Here is an 18491-nt window from a genome sequence, read left to right as displayed (position 1 = left end):
CCCGGCACTGACACTCCGGCCGCGCCGGCCGGGGGTCAGGAGGGGGTCCGCAGATCGCGGGCGGGGAGGTACGGCAGGGGGCTCGGGAGGCCGAAGTCGGAGGGGAGCAGGGCGGCGATCCAGCCGTCCCGGAGCGTGCCCTTGTTGGTGAGGCCGGCGCGCTGGGCGCCCTCCATGACGAAGCCGACGCGCTCGGCCACCGCGCGCGAGCCGGTGTTGCCGATCTCGGCGCGCCAGACGAGACGGGTGCAGCCGAGCGCGGTGAAGGCCCAGTGGGCGACGGCCCGGACGGCCTCGGTCATGTAGCCGCTGCCGCGGTGCTCGGCGGTCAGCCAGTAGCCGACCTCCCAGGTGCCCATGCCGCGGCTGGTCAGGGCGACGGCGGCGAGCAGCGGGCCGCCGGCCAGCGGTTCGACGGCGAAGGCGTACTCGGTGTCCTCGCGCCAGCCGTCGGGCACGAGCCGGTTCAGGAAGAGTTCGGCGTCCTGCCGCGTATAGGGGTCGGGGACGACGGTCCAGCGCCGGATGTCCGGGTCCTGACAGATGGCGTACACCGCGTCGGCGTCCTCGGGCACGAAGTTCCGCAGCCGCAGTCGGTCGGTGGTGAGGGTGATCGGCTCCATGCGTGGATTGTGAGGAGCCGCCGGGCCGGAAGCGAACACTTTTCGGGTGGGGCGGCACCTTCCGCCCACCTCGTGCGTTCTCTTTCCGGGCGGACGTACGGCTCCGGCACTGTGGGCCTCCCTTCGCGAGGGCGGTCTCGCTTACGATGGCCGTTGCGGTGGGGACCACCTGCCGTGCCCGCGCTCGCGTCCATGACAAGACCCAGTGCCAGGCCCGACCGGCAAGGAGACCAGCCTCAGTGTCCGTCTTCAACAAGCTCATGCGTGCAGGCGAAGGAAAGATCCTGCGCAAACTGCACCGCATCGCGGACCAGGTCAACTCCATCGAAGAGGACTTCGTCAACCTCTCCGACGCCGAGTTGCGGGCGCTCACCGATGAGTACAAGCAGCGGTACGCCGACGGCGAGAGCCTCGACGACCTGATGCCCGAAGCCTTCGCGACGGTCCGCGAGGCCGCCAAGCGCGTTCTCGGTCAGCGCCACTACGACGTCCAGCTGATGGGTGGTGCCGCGCTCCACCTCGGCTATGTCGCCGAGATGAAGACCGGTGAGGGCAAGACCCTCGTGGGTACCCTCCCGGCGTACCTCAACGCACTGTCCGGCAAGGGCGTGCACCTGATCACGGTCAACGACTACCTGGCCGAGCGCGACTCCGAGCTCATGGGCCGGGTCCACCGCTTCCTGGGTCTGTCCATCGGCTGCATCCTGGCCAACATGACCCCGGCCCAGCGCCGTGAGCAGTACAACTGCGACATCACCTACGGCACGAACAACGAGTTCGGCTTCGACTACCTGCGCGACAACATGGCGTGGTCCCAGGACGAGCTCGTCCAGCGAGGCCACAACTTCGCCTGCGTCGACGAGGTCGACTCCATCCTCGTCGACGAGGCCCGTACGCCGCTGATCATCTCCGGCCCGGCCGACCAGGCGACGAAGTGGTACGGCGACTTCGCCAAGCTCGTCACCCGCCTCTCCAAGGGCGAGCCCGGCAACCAGCTCAAGGGCATCGAGGAGACCGGCGACTACGAGGTCGACGAGAAGAAGCGCACCGTCGCCATCCACGAGGCCGGTGTCGCCAAGGTCGAGGACTGGCTGGGCATCGACAACCTCTACGAGTCGGTGAACACCCCGCTCGTGGGCTACTTGAACAACGCCATCAAGGCGAAGGAACTGTTCAAGAAGGACAAGGACTACGTCGTCATGGACGGCGAGGTCATGATCGTCGATGAGCACACCGGCCGTATCCTCGCCGGCCGCCGCTACAACGAGGGCATGCACCAGGCGATCGAGGCGAAGGAAGGGGTGGCGATCAAGGACGAGAACCAGACCCTCGCCACGATCACCCTGCAGAACTTCTTCCTCCTGTACTCGAAGCTCTCCGGCATGACCGGTACGGCCATGACCGAGGCAGCCGAGTTCCACCAGATCTACAAGCTGGGCGTCGTCCCGATCCCGACGAACAGGCCGATGATCCGCAAGGACCAGTCGGACCTGATCTACCGGACCGAGGTCGCCAAGTTCGCCGCCGTCGTCGACGACATCGCGGAGAAGCACGAGAAGGGTCAGCCGATCCTCGTCGGCACGACCTCCGTCGAGAAGTCCGAGTACCTCTCGCAGCAGCTCTCCAAGCGCGGTGTGCAGCACGAGGTCCTCAACGCCAAGCACCACGACCGCGAGGCGAGCATCGTCGCGCAGGCCGGCCGCCGCGGCGCCGTCACCGTCGCCACGAACATGGCCGGTCGCGGTACGGACATCAAGCTCGGCGGCAACCCGGACGACCTCGCCGAGGCCGAGCTGCGCCAGGCGGGTCTCGACCCGGTCGACCACGTCGAGGAGTGGGCCGCTGCCCTCCCCGCCGCCCTGGAGCGCGCCGCGAAGGCCGTGAAGGCGGAGTTCGAGGAGGTCAAGGATCTCGGCGGGCTGTACGTGCTCGGTACCGAGCGGCACGAGTCCCGTCGTATCGACAACCAGCTGCGCGGTCGTTCCGGCCGTCAGGGTGACCCGGGCGAGTCCCGCTTCTACCTCTCGCTCGGCGACGACCTGATGCGTCTGTTCAAGGCGCAGATGGTCGAGCGCGTGATGGCCATGGCGAACGTGCCGGACGACGTGCCGATCGAGAACAAGATGGTCACCCGGGCGATCGCCTCCGCCCAGTCGCAGGTCGAGACCCAGAACTTCGAGACGCGTAAGAACGTCCTGAAGTACGACGACGTCCTCAACCGGCAGCGTCAGGTCATCTACGGCGAGCGCCGCCGTGTCCTGGAGGGCGAGGACCTGCAGGAGCAGATCCAGCACTTCATGGACGACACGATCGACGACTACATCCGCCAGGAGACCGCCGAGGGCTTCGCGGAGGAGTGGGACCTCGACCGTCTGTGGAACGCCTTCAAGCAGCTCTACCCGGTGAAGGTCACCGTGGACGAGCTGGAGGACGCGGCCGGGGACCGGGCGGGCATCACCGCCGAGTTCATCGCCGAGTCCATCAAGGACGACATCCACGAGCAGTACGACTCGCGGGAGAAGCAGCTCGGCTCGGAGATCATGCGTGAGCTGGAGCGCCGCGTGGTCCTCTCCGTCCTGGACCGCAAGTGGCGTGAGCACCTCTACGAGATGGACTACCTCCAGGAGGGCATCGGCCTGCGTGCCATGGCGCAGAAGGACCCGCTGGTCGAGTACCAGCGCGAGGGCTTCGACATGTTCACCGCCATGATGGAGGGCATCAAGGAGGAGTCCGTCGGCTACCTGTTCAACCTGGAGGTCCAGGTCGAGCAGCAGGTCGAGGAGGTCCCGGTGCAGGCGAGCGGTCCGTCGCTCGACAAGCAGGACGCGGTGCCGGCCGGTGCCGGGCGTCCGGAGATCCGTGCCAAGGGGCTCGACGCCCCGCAGCGGCCGGACCGGCTGCACTTCTCCGCGCCGACGGTGGACGGCGACGGCGGTGTCGTCGAGGGCGACTTCGCCTCGGACGACGTCGACGCCGGTGACGGGATGACGCGTGCGGAGCGCCGCAAGGCGCAGAAGAACGCGGGTGGCGGCGGGCGTCGTCGCAAGAAGTGACGGGGAGCCGCTCGTGCGGCGCCGTCGAGAGACGGTGCCGCACGAGCGGTGACACCGGGGCGGTGCCGTCGACACGGTGCCGCCGAACGCGGTGAGACGTGGTGCGGAGGGGTCGGTCGCCCGGTGGGCGGCCGGCCCCTCCGTCATGTGCGGCCCCTCCGTCATGCGCGGGCCGTCGCTCCGAGGCCGTCGAGTTCGACGGCGGCGCAGCGCCAGCGCTGGTCGGCGCCGCGCTCCAGGCGGAACGCCATGGCCCGGACGCGGATGCCGGTCGCGATCGTCGCGAAGGCCTCCACGGCGGCCCGGTCGTCGTCCACCTGGACCGAGCAGCGGCGCAGGACCGGGCGGGGGCCGAGGGAGCGCAGGGGCGTCTGCGGGGCGATCCGGACGAGCTGTTCGTACGCCTCGCCGACGGTGTGGCCGAGCATCCAGTGGACCGGGCGTTCGCCGCTGAGCACGGCGAGGAGGCGCTCGGCGAAGACGGTGTGCGGCGGCAGGGCGCGGGGGTGGCCGGCGCGGGGGTGGGTGCCGGCGGAACCGCGCGGGCGGGTGCCTGCCGGGCCGCCGGGGGCGGTGCGGGGGCGCGGGGTGCGGGGCCGGGTGCTCGCCGCGGGGTGCTGCGGCTCGGGCCGGGTGTGTGGCCGAGGCTGCGGCTGGGTGGTGAGTGCGGCGTTCATGGCGGGCCCCTGTCGTTGCGTGACCGTGTGGTACCGGTCAGTAACTTTCCGTTGGGGATCTTGTACGGGTGGGCTCCAGGGGCTCGCAAGGAGTCCGCCACGACGAGGCGGGTCGAAACCGAATCACCTATCCGGGTGACGCGAGGGAAAATCGGCTCTCCGAGGTCCCGGGAGCCGCCTCCCGCGGTGGACGTGTGCCGGCTCCGGCCGACCACCCCGAAGGGGGACTCCGCACGTATCCTGAGGGCCTCTCTGTCTACGAAAGCGGCCAGCCATGCGCGTGTACGTCCCCCTGACCCTCCCCGGTCTCGCACAGGCGCACAAGGCGGGCGAGCTGGGCCCCGGTCCGCTGACCGCCTACGCCGTCACCCCCGCCCTGCGCGAGTGGTACGTCTCCGACGACATCGAGGAGCTGGAGTACGCGGCGCTCAACCGCGCCGCCTCCGCCTCCCTGCGACTGCTGTCCGGCGACCCTGAGGCGCCCCGGCGCCGGATCGTCGTCGCCGTCGACGTCGCCGACAAGGACGCGGCAGCGGACCCCGACGGGGCCCTCACCGTCAGCTCCATCGGCGAGGTCCGGATCGCCGGGCCCGTTCGGCTCGCCACGGCCGCTGCCGTGCACGCGGACGCGGACGACGCGGAGGCGGACGTGACGGCGGCGGCGCACGCGCTGGGCGCGGCGGATCAGGGGGACGACGACGCGCAGTTCGTCGTCGACGGGGCCGAGGACCACGAGCTGCTGTGGTTCGGGGTGCAGGAGATTCCCGGGCTGCTGGGCTGACGCGGCTCGGCCGGTGCCCTCGAGTCTTGGGTGTCGGTGGCTGCGGGTACCGTCTTTCCATGGGGAAGCACGACGGCTTGCGCGGCAAGCATCTGGTCTGGGACTGGAACGGCACACTGCTCGACGACATCAGCGCGGTCATCGGGGCGACCAACGCGGCGTTCGCCGAGCTGGGACTCGCATCGATCACTCTTGAGCGGTACCGGGAGCTCTACACGGTGCCCGTGCCCAAGTTCTACGAGCGGCTCATGGGGCGACTTCCCACCGACGACGAGTGGTCCGTCATGGACGGAGCCTTCCACCGGCACTACTGGGAGCGCGCCGAGAGCTGCGGGCTGACCTCCGGGGCCGCCGAGCTGCTCGCGGCGCGGCAGGCGTCCGGGTTCACGCAGTCACTGCTGTCGCTGGCGCCGCACGCGGAGCTGATCCCGCTGGTGCGGAGGCATGGGATCGCGGAGCGCTTCGTGCGGATGGACGGGCGGGTCGACGCGTCCACGGACGGGAAGTCGGGGCACATGGTGCGGCATCTGGCCGCGCTGGAAGGGGTGCTCCCCGAGCGGATCGTCGTCATCGGTGACGCGGCGGACGACGCGATCGCCGCGGCGCACGTGGGGGCGAAGGCAGTGCTCTACACCGGGGGCTCGCACAGTCGCGCGTCGTTGGAACGGGTCGGGGTGCCGGTGGTGGACTCGCTGGCCGAGGCCGTGGCCATCGCGGAGGAGCTGGTCTGACAGGACCGTCCGGTCACCGGGCGGCGTGACGGGCCCGTCCGGTGGCGGGCGGGGGCAGGGGGCCTAGTGCAGGCCGGTGGGCGGTCGCGCCCCGCTTTCCGCCCGTGCGGAACGCGAGCCCACCGCCCCGCCACGGCCCCCTGACCCCGGAGGTCAGGCCTTGGCGCGGAGGACCTTCAGGAACTCGCGCATCCAGGTGGGGTGGTCCGGCCAGGCCCGTGAGGAGACCAGGAGGCCGTCCACCACCGCCGCGCTGTCCTGGAAGGTCGCCCCGGCGGCCTGCATGTCCAGTTCCAGGGCCGGGTACGCGGTGACCCGGCGGCCCTCCAGGCCGCCGACCGCGGCCGTCAGGAGCGGCCCGTGGCAGATCTGGGCCACCGGCTTGTCCGCGTCGAAGAAGGCCTTGAGGATCTTGCGGAGCTCCGGGTCGTTGCGCAGGTACTCCGGCGCCCGGCCGCCCGGGATCACCACCGCGAGGTACGCGCCCGGGTCGACCTCGGAGAAGGCCAGGTCGGCGGGCCAGGTGTAGCCGGGCTTCTCGGTGTACGTGTCGAAGCCGGGCTCGAAGTCGTGAACGACGAAGCGGAGCTGTTTGCGTGCCGGCGCGGCGATGTGGACCTCGTATCCCTCTTCCAGCAGCCGCTGGTAGGGGTACATCACCTCCAGCGACTCCGCCGCGTCCCCGGTCACGATCAGGATCTTCGCCATGGCTCTCCCAGATCACAGATGGTCGGTCTGCACTGCTGCGCCCATGCTCGCGTACACGGTGCCCGCGGCGGGGCGCTTTGCCAAGAGGACATGTGTCGCTGTCCAGAACGTCAAACTTCCACCCCCTCTTTTGTACACATACGGACCATGACGGTTCGGGGGGCGAGGGCGATAGGCTTTTGCCGTGATCAGCGCGATACGCCGTGGGGGCAGTGAAGCCCCCGGCTGCCGCCCGGCCCGCGACAGCGGCCGGGCCGACAGCGCGTTCGCCGATCCTCTCCGTCCGGGCGCGCCGCTCTCCGTGGCCGATAACGACCCGGGCATCTCTCATTCGGGCATAACGTCGTCTTCGACCGGAATCACCGCGTCGAGGCGTCGTTCTGTCCTTTCTTCCACCGACGTCACGCAACGGCGCGCGACAGGAGTCAGAGGACATGCAGACCAAGCTGGACGAAGCCAAGGCCGAGCTGCTCGAAAGGGCCGCTCGGGTAGCTGAGCACAGCCCGGTCGGGGGGCGACTTCCGACGGGCCCGGAGGGTGCCGGGGAGCACCCGGACCGGGACACCGTGCTCGAGTACCTCCAGCGCTACTACCTGCACACCGCACCGGAGGACCTCGGCGACCGGGACCCGGTCGACGTGTTCGGCGCGGCGCTCTCTCACTACCGCCTCGCGGAGAACCGTCCGCAGGGCACGGCGAACGTGCGCGTCCACACTCCGACGGTCGAGGAGAACGGCTGGACGAGCAGCCACTCCGTCGTCGAGGTCGTCACCGACGACATGCCGTTCCTGGTGGACTCGGTCACCAACGAGCTCTCGCGCCAGGGCCGCGGCATCCACGTCGTGATCCACCCGCAGGTCCTTGTCCGCCGTGACCTCACGGGCAAGCTCATCGAGGTCCTGTCGGCGCAGATCCAGGGCGAGCTGCCGCACGACGCGCTCACCGAGTCGTGGATCCACGTCGAGATCGACCGGGAGACCGACCGCGCCGACCTCAAGCAGATCACCTCCGATCTGCTGCGCGTCCTGTCCGACGTCCGCGAGACGGTCGAGGACTGGGAGAAGATGCGCGACGCCGCCCTGCGGATCGCCGAGGGCCTCCCGGCCGAGCCCACTGCCTCCGACCTGCGTCCGACCGAGGTGGAGGAGGCCCGCGAGCTGCTGCGCTGGCTCGCCGACGACCACTTCACCTTCCTCGGCTACCGCGAGTATCAGCTGGTCAACGGTGACGCCCTGTCCGCCGTGCCCGGCACCGGCCTCGGCATCCTGCGCTCCGACCCGCAGCACGGGGGCGACGACCAGGGCCACCACGCCCACCCCGTCTCGCCGTCCTTCAGCCGGCTGCCCGAGGACGTCCGTGCCAAGGCGCGCGAGCACAAGCTGCTGATCCTGACGAAGGCCAACAGCCGCTCGACCGTGCACCGCCCCTCGTACCTCGACTACGTCGGTGTGAAGAAGTTCGACGCCGACGGCAACGTCATCGGCGAGCGCCGCTTCCTCGGCCTGTTCTCCTCGGCCGCCTACACCGAGTCCGTGCGGCGCGTCCCCGTGGTCAAGCGCAAGGTCCAGGAGGTCCTGGAGGGCGCCGGCTTCTCGCCGAACAGCCACGACGGCCGCGACCTGCTCCAGATCCTGGAGACGTACCCGCGCGACGAGCTCTTCCAGACCCCGGCCGACCAGCTCCGGTCCGTCGTCACCAGCGTCCTGTACCTGCAGGAGCGGCGCCGGCTGCGCCTGTACCTGCGCCAGGACGAGTACGGCCGCTACTACTCGGCCCTCGTCTACCTGCCGCGCGACCGCTACACGACCCGCGTCCGGCTGCGGATCATCGACATCCTGAAGGAGGAGCTCGACGGCATCAGCGTCGACTTCACCGCCTGGAACACCGAGTCGATCCTGTCCCGGCTGCACTTCGTCGTCCGCGTCCAGCCCGGCAACGAGCTGGCGAAGCTCACCGACGCCGACGTCGACCGCATCGAGACCCGGCTCGTCGAGGCCGCCCGCTCTTGGTCCGACGGCTTCGGCGAGGCGCTCAACGCCGAGTGCGGCGAGGAACGGGCCGCCGAGCTGCTCCGCCGCTACGGCAACGCCTTCCCCGAGGGCTACAAGGCCGACCACTCGCCGCGCGCGGCCGTCGCCGACCTCGTCCACCTGGAGGCCCTGGTCCGGGCCGGCGGCGGCAAGGACTTCGCGCTCTCGCTCTACGAGCCGGTCGGCGCGGGCCCCGGCGAGCGCCGCTTCAAGATCTACAAGACGGGCGACCCGATCTCCCTCTCCGCCGTGCTCCCGGTGCTCAACCGGCTCGGCGTCGAGGTGACCGACGAGCGGCCGTACGAGCTGCGCTGCGCCGACCGTACGCACGCCTGGGTGTACGACTTCGGCCTGCGGATGCCCGCCGCTACCGGCAACGGCGGCGACTACCTCGGCGACGACGCCCGCGAGCGCTTCCAGGAGGCCTTCGCCGCCACCTGGACCGGCGAGGCCGAGAACGACAACTTCAACTCGCTCGTCCTCTCCGCCGGGCTCAACTGGCGCGAGGCGATGGTGCTGCGCGCCTACGCCAAGTACCTGCGCCAGGCCGGTGCGACGTTCAGTCAGGACTACATGGAGGACACCCTCCGCAACAACGTCCACACCACCCGGCTGCTCGTGAACCTCTTCGAGGCCCGGATGGCCCCGGAGCGCCAGCGCGCCGGCACCGAGCTGATCGACGCACTCCTGGAGGAGCTGGACGCCGCCCTCGACCAGGTCGCGAGCCTGGACGAGGACCGGATCCTGCGGTCCTTCCTGACCGTCATCAAGGCCACGTTGCGGACGAACTTCTTCCAGCTGACGGCGGACGGCACACCGCACTCGTACGTGTCGATGAAGTTCGACCCGCAGGCCATCCCGGACCTTCCCGCGCCCCGCCCGGCCTTCGAGATCTGGGTCTACTCCCCGCGCGTCGAGGGTGTCCACCTGCGCTTCGGCAAGGTCGCCCGAGGCGGTCTGCGCTGGTCCGACCGCCGTGAGGACTTCCGTACGGAGATCCTCGGACTGGTCAAGGCGCAGATGGTGAAGAACACCGTCATCGTGCCCGTCGGCGCCAAGGGCGGCTTCGTCGCCAAGCAGCTCCCGGACCCGTCCGTGGACCGTGACGCCTGGCTGGCCGAGGGCATCGCCTCGTACAAGACCTTCATCTCGGCGCTGCTCGACATCACCGACAACCTGGTCGCGGGCGAGGTCGTGCCGCCCCTCGACGTGGTCCGCCACGACGAGGACGACACCTACCTGGTGGTCGCCGCCGACAAGGGCACCGCGACCTTCTCCGACATCGCCAACGGGGTCGCCGAGTCGTACGGCTTCTGGCTCGGCGACGCGTTCGCCTCCGGCGGCTCGGCGGGCTACGACCACAAGGGCATGGGCATCACCGCCCGCGGTGCCTGGGAGTCCGTCAAGCGGCACTTCCGCGAGCTGGGCCACGACACCCAGACCGAGGACTTCACCGTCGTCGGCGTCGGAGACATGTCCGGCGACGTCTTCGGCAACGGCATGCTGCTGAGCGAGCACATCAGGCTCGTCGCCGCGTTCGACCACCGGCACATCTTCATCGACCCGAACCCGGACGCGGCCGTCTCGTACGCCGAGCGCCGCCGGCTCTTCGAGCTGCCCCGCTCGTCCTGGGCCGACTACGACACCTCGCTGCTCTCCGCGGGCGGTGGCATCCACCCCCGCAGCGCCAAGTCGATCCCGGTCAACGCGCAGGTCAGGGCCGCCCTCGGCATCGAGGGCGGGATCACCAAGATGACCCCGGCCGAGCTGATGAAGGCCGTGCTCCACGCGCCCGTCGACCTGCTGTGGAACGGCGGCATCGGCACGTACGTCAAGTCCTCGGCCGAGTCGAACGCCGACGTCGGCGACAAGGCCAACGACGCCATCCGCGTCGACGGCCAGGACGTCCGCGCCCAGGTCATCGGCGAGGGCGGCAACCTCGGCGCGACCCAGCTGGGCCGTATCGAGTTCGCCCGCACCGGCGGCCCCGAGGGCCAGGGCGGCAAGGTCAACACCGACGCCATCGACAACAGCGCCGGCGTCGACACCTCCGACCACGAGGTCAACATCAAGATCCTGCTCAACGGGCTCGTCGCCGAGGGCGACATGACCGTCAAGCAGCGCAACAAGATCCTCGCGGAGATGACCGACGAGGTCGGCAAGCTCGTCCTGCGCAACAACTACGCGCAGAACACGGCCCTCGCCAACGCCGTCGCCCAGTCGCCGTCCCTGCTCCACGCCCACCAGCGCTTCATGCGCCGGCTCGGCCGTGACGGGGCCCTCGACAGGTCCCTGGAGTTCCTGCCCAACGACCGGCAGATCCGTGAGCTGCTCAACAACGGCCGCGGTCTGAGCCAGCCGGAGCTCGCCGTCCTCCTCGCGTACACCAAGATCACGGTGGCCGACGAGCTCATCGGCACCGAGCTGCCGGACGACCCGTACCTGCGCGGCCTGCTCCACGCGTACTTCCCGACGCTGCTGCGCGAGAAGTTCACCGAGGCCGTCGACAACCACGCCCTGCGCCGCGAGATCATCACCACGGTCCTGGTCAACGACACCGTCAACGCCGGTGGCTCGACCTTCCTGCACCGCCTCCGTGAGGAGACGGGCGCGTCGATCGAGGAGATCGTCCGGGCGCAGACCGCGGCCCGGATCGTCTTCCGCCTCGGCCAGGTCTGGGACGCCGTCGAGGCCCTCGACAACCAGGTGCCGGCCGACGTCCAGACCCGGATGCGGCTGCACTCCCGCCGGCTCGTCGAGCGCGGCACGCGCTGGCTGCTCAACAACCGGCCGCAGCCGCTCCAGCTCACCGAGACCATCGAGTTCTTCGCCGAGCGCGTCGAGCAGGTCTGGACGCAGCTGCCGAACCTGCTGCGCGGCGCGGACCTGGAGTGGTACCAGTCGATCGTGGAGGAGCTGACCGAGGTCGGCGTGCCGGAGGAGCTCGCGCTGCGGGTGGCCGGCTTCTCCTCGGCCTTCCCGATCCTCGACATCGTGGCGATCGCGGACCGCACGGGCAAGGACCCGCTGGCGGTGGCCGAGGTCTACTACGACCTGGCCGACCGGCTGCGGATCACCGACCTGATGGACCGGATCATCGAGCTGCCGCGCGACGACCGGTGGCAGTCGATGGCCCGTGCGTCGATCCGTGAGGACCTGTTCGCGGCGCACTCGGCGCTGACGGCGGACGTCCTGGCGGCCGGGAACGGCTCGTCGAGCCCGGAGCAGCGGTTCAAGGACTGGGAGGACAAGAACGCGGCGATCCTGGGCCGCGCGCGGACGACCCTGGAGGAGATCCAGGGCTCGGACACCTTCGACCTGGCGAACCTGTCGGTGGCGATGCGGACGATGCGCACGCTGCTGCGGACGCACAGCTAGGCACGAGCGAGAGGAAGGGCCCCGCCGGACGTCCGGCGGGGCCCTTCCCCTGTCACGCGCCCGATGTCTCCCCCTAGGCCGTCTCCTCGGGAGGCCCTGTCACCGTCGAGGTCCACAGGCGGCGGGCGGCGAGCAGGGTCGCGGCGAGCAGCAGGCCGTTGCGCAGGGCCATGACGGTCAGCCCCTCGGTGGTGCCGGCGACGACATGGTCGTACAGGACGGGGTACGCGAGGGCGCTGAGGGCGGCTGCCGGGAGCAGCAGCAGCGCCACCGGGCGCATCACGGTGCTGCGCGAGGTCAGACAGACGGCGGCGAGGCCGAGCAGCCAGATCATGTACTGGGGGCTGATCACCCGGCTGGTGACGGTGAACAGCAGGACGGCGGTGAGTGCCGCGTCGAGCGGGGTGGCGGCGGTCCAGCGGTGGGCCCGTACGCGCCACAGGAGCAGCCAGCCGAAGGCGATGACGGTGAGCAGCAGGGCGAGGTGGCCGAGGCTGGAGACGTACGGGCCGACGTACTCGAAGGCTCCGTAGCGGAACTCGACCCTGCCCGGCCAGACGCCGCCGGCCCCGGCAAGGGCGAGGGCGGTGCCGCCGAGCGACTCGATCTGGATGCCTCGGCTGCCCTGCTGGCGCAGGAAGCCGAGGGAGTCGGAGAAGAACAGCGCGAGGGTGGCGAGCAGGGCGAGGGCCGCGACGGCCGCGGCGGTCCACGCCTCGCGGGTGGTACGGCCCCGGGGGGTGCCGATCAGGGCGAGGGCCGGCCAGACCTTGACCATCGCGCCGATGCCCGCGAGCGCTCCGCCGAGCCGGTGGGCGACGGCCGGGCGGGAGGTGAGCGCGAGCAGGGCGAGGACGGCGAGGGCGGTGGTCTGGACGTCGTAGCGGGCGAGCGGCAGATGCAGGAGGAGCGGCAGGCCGCAGACCCAGATCCATGCGCCGTGGGTGAGCCGGGCGCTGTCGGCGCGGGCGAGTGCGGCGGTGACGACCGCGTCGGCCAGGAGGGTGAGCGCGACGAACGCCTGGACGTACGTCAGCCAGGGGAGGACGCCCGGCGCCATGATCACGAGCCCCGCGCCGGGCGGGTACTGCCAGGTGACGTCGCCGGGCGGGAAGGTGCCCTGTGCGAACTGCCCGTACCAGTACCGGTAGAGGTCCACCTCGCGGCGGACGCCGCCGATGCCGAGGGTGTCGCGGAGGAGCAGCAGCACCATGCCGACGCGGGTGATCAGCCAGACGGAGGCGACGGCGAGGTAGGGGCCGCGGCCGACCGTGACGAAGGTGGCGGAGGTGAAGGTGTCCGAGTCGAAGGGGGACTTGGTGAGGCCGGGGGGCTCGGCGCGGGTCCCTTGGGCTTCCGGTGGCGGCTGGGGGTGATCGTTCGTCATCCTTCCGCACTGTAGCCCTTAATGTCTTATTTGCCCTTTTCTTTGGCTCCTGGTCCGGCTCCTGTCGCGGTGAACTCCTCGTACGCCGCCACCACCTCCTTCGCCGGGCCGTCCATCCGCAGCGTGCCCGCCTCCAGCCACAGGGCCCGCTCGCATGTCTCCGTGATCGTCGAGTTCGAGTGGCTCACCAGGAAGACCGTCCCCGCCTCCGCCCGCAGTTCGTCGATCCGCCGCTGGCTCCGGCGGCGGAAACGGGCGTCGCCGGTGGACAGCGCCTCGTCGATGAGCAGGACGTCATGGCTCTTCGCTGCGGCGATGGAGAAGCGCAGCCGCGCCCCCATGCCGGAGGAGTACGTCCCCATGGGGCGGGAGATCGCGTCGTCCTTCTCGTTGATGCCGGAGAACTCCACGATCTCGTCGTAGCGCTCGCGGACCTCCGTACGGCTCATGCCCATCGCGAGACCGCCGAGGATCACGTTCCGCTCGCCGGTGAGGTCGTTCATGAGGGCCGCGTTGACGCCGAGGAGCGAGGGCTGCCCGTCGGTGTACACCTGGCCACGCTCCACGGGCTGGAGGCCTGCGATGGCCTTCAGGAGGGTGGATTTCCCAGATCCGTTCGAACCGATCAGGCCAATTGCCTCGCCCCGGTACGCGACGAAGCTGACGCCCTTCACGGCGTGGACCCGACGGTCGGCCGGCCGCTTCTCGCCGCGCCGGAGCATCCGGCTCAGCGCGGCCGTCGCGGCACCCCGGCCGCCCGCGCCGCCGCCGTTGACCGTGTAGGTGATGTGGACGCCGTCGGCCACCACGGTCGGGACGGGTGCGGGAGGGGAGGTCGGGGTGGGGGTGCATGTCGGGGTGCTCTGCGGGTCAGCCACGGCCGTACGTCTCCTCCGCCTTCCAGAACCAGATGAAACCGCCCCCGAAGGCCAGGAGGGCCCAGCCGGCGGCGAGTGCCCAGACGTGCGGCGGCAACTGCGCCGAGGTGTAGCTCTCGATGAGCGCGAAGCGCATCAGGTCGATGTAGACCGCCGCCGGGTTGCACTGGAGGGCGAGCACCACGCCGTCGGGGAACCGTCCGCTCGCCGCCAGGTTCTGGATCGACCACATCGCGCCCGAGGCGTACATCCAGGTGCGGAGCACGAACGGCATCAGCTGGGAGATGTCCGGGGTGCGGGCCGCGAGCCGGGCGAGGACGAGCGCCACGCCCGTGTTGAACAGCGCCTGGCAGAGCAGCGCGGGGACGGCGAGGAACCAGCTCCAGGTGGGGAACTCGCCGAGCCCGCACAGGATCATGGCCAGCGCGGCGAGCGAGAGCAGCAGCTGCTGGAGCTGCTGGATCGACAGCGAGATCGGCAGGCTCGCGCGGGGGAAGTGCAGGGCGCGGACGAGGCCCAGGTTGCCGCTGATCGCCCGGGTCCCGGCCAGGATCGTGTTCGAGGTGAAGGTCCACACGAAGATGCCGGTGATCAGGAAGGGCACGTAGTCGGCGACGCCCTGCTTGGCGTCCATGAGGACGCCGAAGATCAGGTAGTAGACGGCGGCGTTGAGCAGCGGGGTCATCACCTGCCAGACCTGGCCGAGCCGCGCCTGGCTGTACTGGGCGGTCAGCCGGGCCGTCGCGAAGGCGGTGATGAAGTCGCGGCGGGACCAGATCTGCCGCGCGTAGGCGGGCAGCGAGGGGCGGGCGCCGCTGACGGTGAGGCCGTGGCGCCGGGCGAGTTCGCGCAGATCCGCGTCGGCGGCCTCGCGGGGCGAGCCGGCGGTCTCCTGGTGCGAGGCCCCCGGCGGAGGGGGCTTCCGCAGGGGTGGGGGAAGCGTCTGAGTGGTCACGGGCAGGGCGCTTTCGACGAAGGGTGCGGGCATCCTCGGCGATGGAACGGGTCCGTATCGTCGCTACGGGGAGATTAGGGCGACCGCACGTCGGAACGCAACCGTATCGTCGTGACGGGCTCGGGGCGTCGCCGTTGGTTAGGATGCCGTTCATGACCGATCCGACCCCCCGCCGCGCCCCCGCCGGAGCGGCCGTACTCCGCGAGGACGTGACCGAGGCCATCCGGGCCGCCGTCTTCGAGGAGCTCGCGGCCGTAGGCTTCGCCCGGATGTCCATCGAGGGCATCGCGCGCCGCGCGGGCGTCGGCAAGACCGCCGTCTACCGGCGCTGGAAGTCCAAGCTCGCCCTCGTTCTGGACATCGTCGGGGCCTTCGCCGCGCAGGGCCTGCCGGCGCCCGCCACCGGCTCCCTGCACGGGGACGTGCGCGCGCTCCTCCAGGTCGCCTCGCACGCGCTGCGCCACCCCGTCGCCTCGCAGGTCATCCCGGACCTGCTCGTCGAGGCCGCCCGGCAGCCCGAGATCGCCGAGTCCGTCACGGCCGCGCTGCTCGACGGCCAGCGCGGTGTCATGACCCAGATCGTCCGCGAAGCCGTCGCCCGCGGCGAACTCCCCGAGGGCGCCGACCCGGGCCGCGCCCTCGACCTGGTGGTCGGGCCGCTCTACTGGCGCCTCGTCGTGGTCCGTACGCCGCTGCCCGCGGGGTACGTGGACGATCTGACGCGGTCGGCGGTGGCGGCGCTCAAGGCATAGGGCCTGTCGTCAAACTCCCGTCGTCGCCCGGAGGGCGGCCCCGCGGCGTCTGGTGCGTGCTCTCGGTGTGCCGGGAGGAAGTCCTCGTACTGGACGTACTCGGGTTTTCGCCCGGTGCGGCGAGAGTGCGTGCCAGGCGTCGCGGGGCAGACGCAAGTTTGACGACAGGCCCTAGGAGGCGCCTTGTCGATAGGCCGGGCTCGCCGCGCCCGCCGGTGGGCGACCGCTACTTCACCGCGCCCGCCATGACCCCCGTGGCGAACTGGCGCTGGAAGGCGAAGAAGACCACCAGCGGCACCACCATCGACACGAACGCCCCCGGCGCCAGCACGTCGACGTTGTTGCCGAACTGCCGTACCTGCTGCTGGAGCGCCACCGTGATCGGCGGCGACTGCGAGTCCGCGAAGATCAGCGCGATCAGCATGTCGTTCCACACCCACAGGAACTGGAAGATCCCCAGCGAGGCGATCGCGGGACCGCCGAGCGGCAGCACCACCCGGGTGAAGAGCCGCACCTCGCCGGCCCCGTCGAGGCGCGCCGCCTCCAGGAGCTCGCGTGGGATCTCCGCGAAGAAGTTCCGCAGCAGGAAGATCGCGAACGGCAGGCCGAAGGCCGTGTGGAAGAGGACCACCCCGAGGGTCGTCTCGAAGAGGCCCACCGCCCCGAAGAGCTTCGACACCGGGACGAGGGCCACCTGCACGGGGACCACGAGCAGGGCGACCACCCCGAGGAACCACCAGTCCCTGCCCGGGAACTCCAGCCACGCGAAGGCGTACCCGGCGAACGAGCCGAGGAGGAGGACGAGCAGCGTGGACGGGACGGTGATCAGGACCGTGGAGAGCAGGGAGTCCGTGATCGTGTCGTCGGCGAGGAGACGGCCGTAGTTCTCGGTGGTCAGCTGGGCCGGGGCCGTGAACACCTGCCACCAGCCGCTCGCCGCGATGTCGGAGGGCGAACGGAGCGAGGAGAGCAGCAGCCCGATCGTCGGCAGCAGCCAGAACAGCCCGGCGAGGACGAGGAACACCCGGACCGCGCCCCCGGCGGCCCGGGCGGCGGCCCGCGCGGCGAACGTCCGGGGCGCGGACGACCCCGCGAGCGGTGCGGAGGCGTCGGTACGCGCGCGCGTGCGGGTTGCGGAGGAACTCATCGGCGGGCCTCCCGGCGCATGCGGCGGATGTTGAGGACCATCACCGGGACCACCAGCAGCAGCAGCAGGACGGCGATGGCCGAGCCGACCCCGAGATCGGCGTCCGTACCGAACGACGAGCGGTACAGCTGGAGCGCGAGCACGTTCGCGTCGTCCTGGGCCGAGCCCGGCGCGATGACGAAGACCAGGTCGAAGACCTTGAGCACATTGATCATCAGGGTGACGAGGACGACGGCGAGGACCGGGGCGAGCAGCGGCACCGTGATGCGGCGGAACACCTGCCACTCGTTCGCCCCGTCCACCCGCGCCGCCTCCAGCAGTTCGCGCGGGACGGCGGCGAGTCCGGCGCCGATCAGCACCATCGCGAACCCGGCCCACATCCACACGTACGCGCCGATCACGGCTGGGGTGACGAGCCGGGGGCCCAGCCACTCCACGCCGTCGTACTGCTCCCGGAAGTTGCTCGCGGGCAGCCGCAGTACGGCTCCGTCGGCGCGGTCGGCGGGCAGCGCGAAACTGCCGTCGGCCGCCGCCGTGGCCCGGGCGACCACCCTTCCGTCCCGTACGGCCTCGATCCGCAGCCCCGCGAGGCCCAGTTCGGCCGGGTCGACGTCGTTCTGCCGCCCGCCGCCGCCCCGGGTGAAGTCCAGCCAGGCGGTGCCGGTGATCTTTTCCGGCGATCCCGGTGCCGCGTCCGGCGCCCGCGCCGGACGGGCCTCCTCCGGCATCTGACCCGGTGCCACCCCGATCAGCGGAAGCCGTACGGGCTCCCCGGCGCGCACCGGCTCCTTCGTGACGAACGCGCCGTCACCCGCCGCCTCCAGCGGATGGACGGGCAGCGGCCGGGCCCGCGGGAAGCCGGAGGACTCGGCGAAGGTGTCGTGGACCCCCACCCAGACGGCGTTGGCGACCCCGCGGTCCGGGTCCTGCTCGTAGACCAGCCGGAAGATGATCCCGGCGGCGAGCATCGAGATCGCCATCGGCATGAAGACGACCAGCTTGAACGCCGTTCCCCAGCGGACCCGTTCGGTGAGCACGGCGAAGATCAGACCGAGGGCGGTCGCGGCCACCGGGGCGACGACCAGCCAGATCACGTTGTTGCGGGCGGCGGTGCGGAGCGAGTCGTCGGTGACCAGGGCGAGGTAGTTGTCCAGGCCGACGAAGGAGGAGCCGGAGCCGTCGAAGAACGAGCGCTGGACGGAGTACCCGATGGGGTAGACGACGAGCGCGCCGAGCAGGAGCAGGGCGGGGAGCAGGAATCCCGCGGCGACGGTCCTGCTCCGGCTCCCTGTCCTGTGGCCGGTCCTCCGGCCGGGCTTCCGGCCGGAGTCCGGGCCGATCCTCCGCCCGGGCTTGCGGCCGCTCTTCTGGAGCGTGTCGTGCCTCGGCAT

13 protein-coding genes are annotated in these 18491 nt (G+C 70.8%); 5 read left to right on the top strand and 8 right to left on the bottom strand.

Annotated features, from left to right (window positions below; genetic code table 11):
• Nucleotides 1–35: 35 nt before the first annotated feature.
• Nucleotides 36–623: a GNAT family N-acetyltransferase gene (locus tag OG392_RS14510; protein WP_329279359.1), complete on the bottom strand. Its 588-nt coding sequence runs from the start codon at nt 621–623 to the stop codon at nt 36–38.
• 239 nt (nt 624–862) lie between these two features.
• Here OG392_RS14510 and secA point away from each other — a divergent pair, with 239 nt between their 5' ends.
• Nucleotides 863–3676: a preprotein translocase subunit SecA gene (gene secA, locus OG392_RS14505; protein WP_329279358.1), complete on the top strand. Its 2814-nt coding sequence runs from the start codon at nt 863–865 to the stop codon at nt 3674–3676.
• 161 nt (nt 3677–3837) lie between these two features.
• Here secA and OG392_RS14500 read toward each other — a convergent pair whose 3' ends face one another.
• Nucleotides 3838–4353, bottom strand: coding sequence for an Rv3235 family protein (locus OG392_RS14500; RefSeq protein WP_329279356.1), 516 nt, complete (start codon nt 4351–4353; stop codon nt 3838–3840).
• 274 nt (nt 4354–4627) lie between these two features.
• Between OG392_RS14500 and OG392_RS14495 the strand changes: the two genes are divergently transcribed.
• Nucleotides 4628–5134 (top strand): DUF6912 family protein, encoded by a 507-nt coding sequence (locus tag OG392_RS14495; protein ID WP_329279354.1) that lies wholly within the window; start codon nt 4628–4630, stop codon nt 5132–5134.
• A 59-nt stretch (nt 5135–5193) separates the two neighbouring features.
• Complete coding sequence (locus tag OG392_RS14490; RefSeq protein WP_329279352.1) at nt 5194–5865, top strand: HAD family hydrolase; 672 nt, start codon at nt 5194–5196, stop codon at nt 5863–5865.
• A gap of 153 nt (nt 5866–6018) precedes the next feature.
• On the opposite strand, the gene OG392_RS14485 is transcribed toward OG392_RS14490, so the two are convergent.
• Complete coding sequence (locus tag OG392_RS14485) at nt 6019–6573, bottom strand: DJ-1/PfpI family protein (protein WP_329279350.1); 555 nt, start codon at nt 6571–6573, stop codon at nt 6019–6021.
• Between the two features lie 434 nt (nt 6574–7007).
• Here OG392_RS14485 and OG392_RS14480 point away from each other — a divergent pair, with 434 nt between their 5' ends.
• The gene (locus OG392_RS14480) at nt 7008–11981 is read left to right on the top strand and encodes an NAD-glutamate dehydrogenase (RefSeq protein WP_329279348.1); all 4974 of its coding nucleotides are present in this window, start codon (nt 7008–7010) and stop codon (nt 11979–11981) included.
• A gap of 73 nt (nt 11982–12054) precedes the next feature.
• Here the strand turns inward: OG392_RS14480 and OG392_RS14475 are convergent, their stop codons facing one another.
• The 3 genes from OG392_RS14475 to OG392_RS14465 are packed head-to-tail and all read right to left on the bottom strand — an operon-like array spanning nt 12055 to nt 15201.
• Entirely contained in the window at nt 12055–13368 is a 1314-nt protein-coding gene (locus OG392_RS14475; protein WP_329279345.1) for a glycosyltransferase 87 family protein, read from the bottom strand.
• A gap of 26 nt (nt 13369–13394) precedes the next feature.
• The gene (locus OG392_RS14470; RefSeq protein ID WP_329279343.1) at nt 13395–14246 is read right to left on the bottom strand and encodes an ABC transporter ATP-binding protein; all 852 of its coding nucleotides are present in this window, start codon (nt 14244–14246) and stop codon (nt 13395–13397) included.
• Nucleotides 14239–15201 (bottom strand): ABC transporter permease, encoded by a 963-nt coding sequence (locus OG392_RS14465; protein ID WP_329279341.1) that lies wholly within the window; start codon nt 15199–15201, stop codon nt 14239–14241. The genes OG392_RS14470 and OG392_RS14465 overlap by 8 nt, the downstream gene beginning before the upstream one ends.
• Before the next feature lie 152 nt (nt 15202–15353).
• On the opposite strand from OG392_RS14465, the gene OG392_RS14460 reads away from it, so the two are divergent.
• Nucleotides 15354–15953: a TetR/AcrR family transcriptional regulator gene (locus OG392_RS14460; RefSeq protein WP_329279339.1), complete on the top strand. Its 600-nt coding sequence runs from the start codon at nt 15354–15356 to the stop codon at nt 15951–15953.
• 226 nt (nt 15954–16179) lie between these two features.
• Here OG392_RS14460 and OG392_RS14455 read toward each other — a convergent pair whose 3' ends face one another.
• Together OG392_RS14455 and OG392_RS14450 are read right to left on the bottom strand one after the other, a co-directional pair.
• On the bottom strand, nt 16180–17100 hold the full coding sequence (locus OG392_RS14455) for a carbohydrate ABC transporter permease (protein ID WP_329279335.1): 921 nt from the start codon (nt 17098–17100) through the stop codon (nt 16180–16182).
• Nucleotides 17097–18491, bottom strand: a complete 1395-nt coding sequence (locus OG392_RS14450; protein WP_329279332.1) for a carbohydrate ABC transporter permease — start codon at nt 18489–18491, stop codon at nt 17097–17099. The genes OG392_RS14455 and OG392_RS14450 overlap by 4 nt, the downstream gene beginning before the upstream one ends.

Source organism: Streptomyces sp. NBC_00691 (genome assembly GCF_036226665.1).
Taxonomy (GTDB): Bacteria; Actinomycetota; Actinomycetes; order Streptomycetales; family Streptomycetaceae; genus Streptomyces.
The sequence above is the reverse complement of the archived record's forward strand: the minus strand, read 5'-3'. Positions and strand labels throughout refer to the sequence as shown.

Bases quoted from the DNA above. Each gene is read 5' to 3' on its own strand.
- OG392_RS14510 (WP_329279359.1), bottom strand. From the start codon at position 623: ATGGAGCCGATCACCCTCACCACCGACCGACTGCGGCTGCGGAACTTC.
- OG392_RS14500 (WP_329279356.1), bottom strand. From the start codon at position 4,353: ATGAACGCCGCACTCACCACCCAGCCGCAGCCTCGGCCACACACCCGG.
- OG392_RS14495 (WP_329279354.1), top strand. From the start codon at position 4,628: ATGCGCGTGTACGTCCCCCTGACCCTCCCCGGTCTCGCACAGGCGCAC.
- OG392_RS14490 (WP_329279352.1), top strand. From the start codon at position 5,194: ATGGGGAAGCACGACGGCTTGCGCGGCAAGCATCTGGTCTGGGACTGG.
- OG392_RS14485 (WP_329279350.1), bottom strand. From the start codon at position 6,573: ATGGCGAAGATCCTGATCGTGACCGGGGACGCGGCGGAGTCGCTGGAG.
- OG392_RS14480 (WP_329279348.1), top strand. From the start codon at position 7,008: ATGCAGACCAAGCTGGACGAAGCCAAGGCCGAGCTGCTCGAAAGGGCC.
- OG392_RS14475 (WP_329279345.1), bottom strand. From the start codon at position 13,368: ATGACGAACGATCACCCCCAGCCGCCACCGGAAGCCCAAGGGACCCGC.
- OG392_RS14460 (WP_329279339.1), top strand. From the start codon at position 15,354: ATGACCGATCCGACCCCCCGCCGCGCCCCCGCCGGAGCGGCCGTACTC.
- OG392_RS14455 (WP_329279335.1), bottom strand. From the start codon at position 17,100: ATGAGTTCCTCCGCAACCCGCACGCGCGCGCGTACCGACGCCTCCGCA.
- OG392_RS14450 (WP_329279332.1), bottom strand. From the start codon at position 18,491: ATGCCGAGGCACGACACGCTCCAGAAGAGCGGCCGCAAGCCCGGGCGG.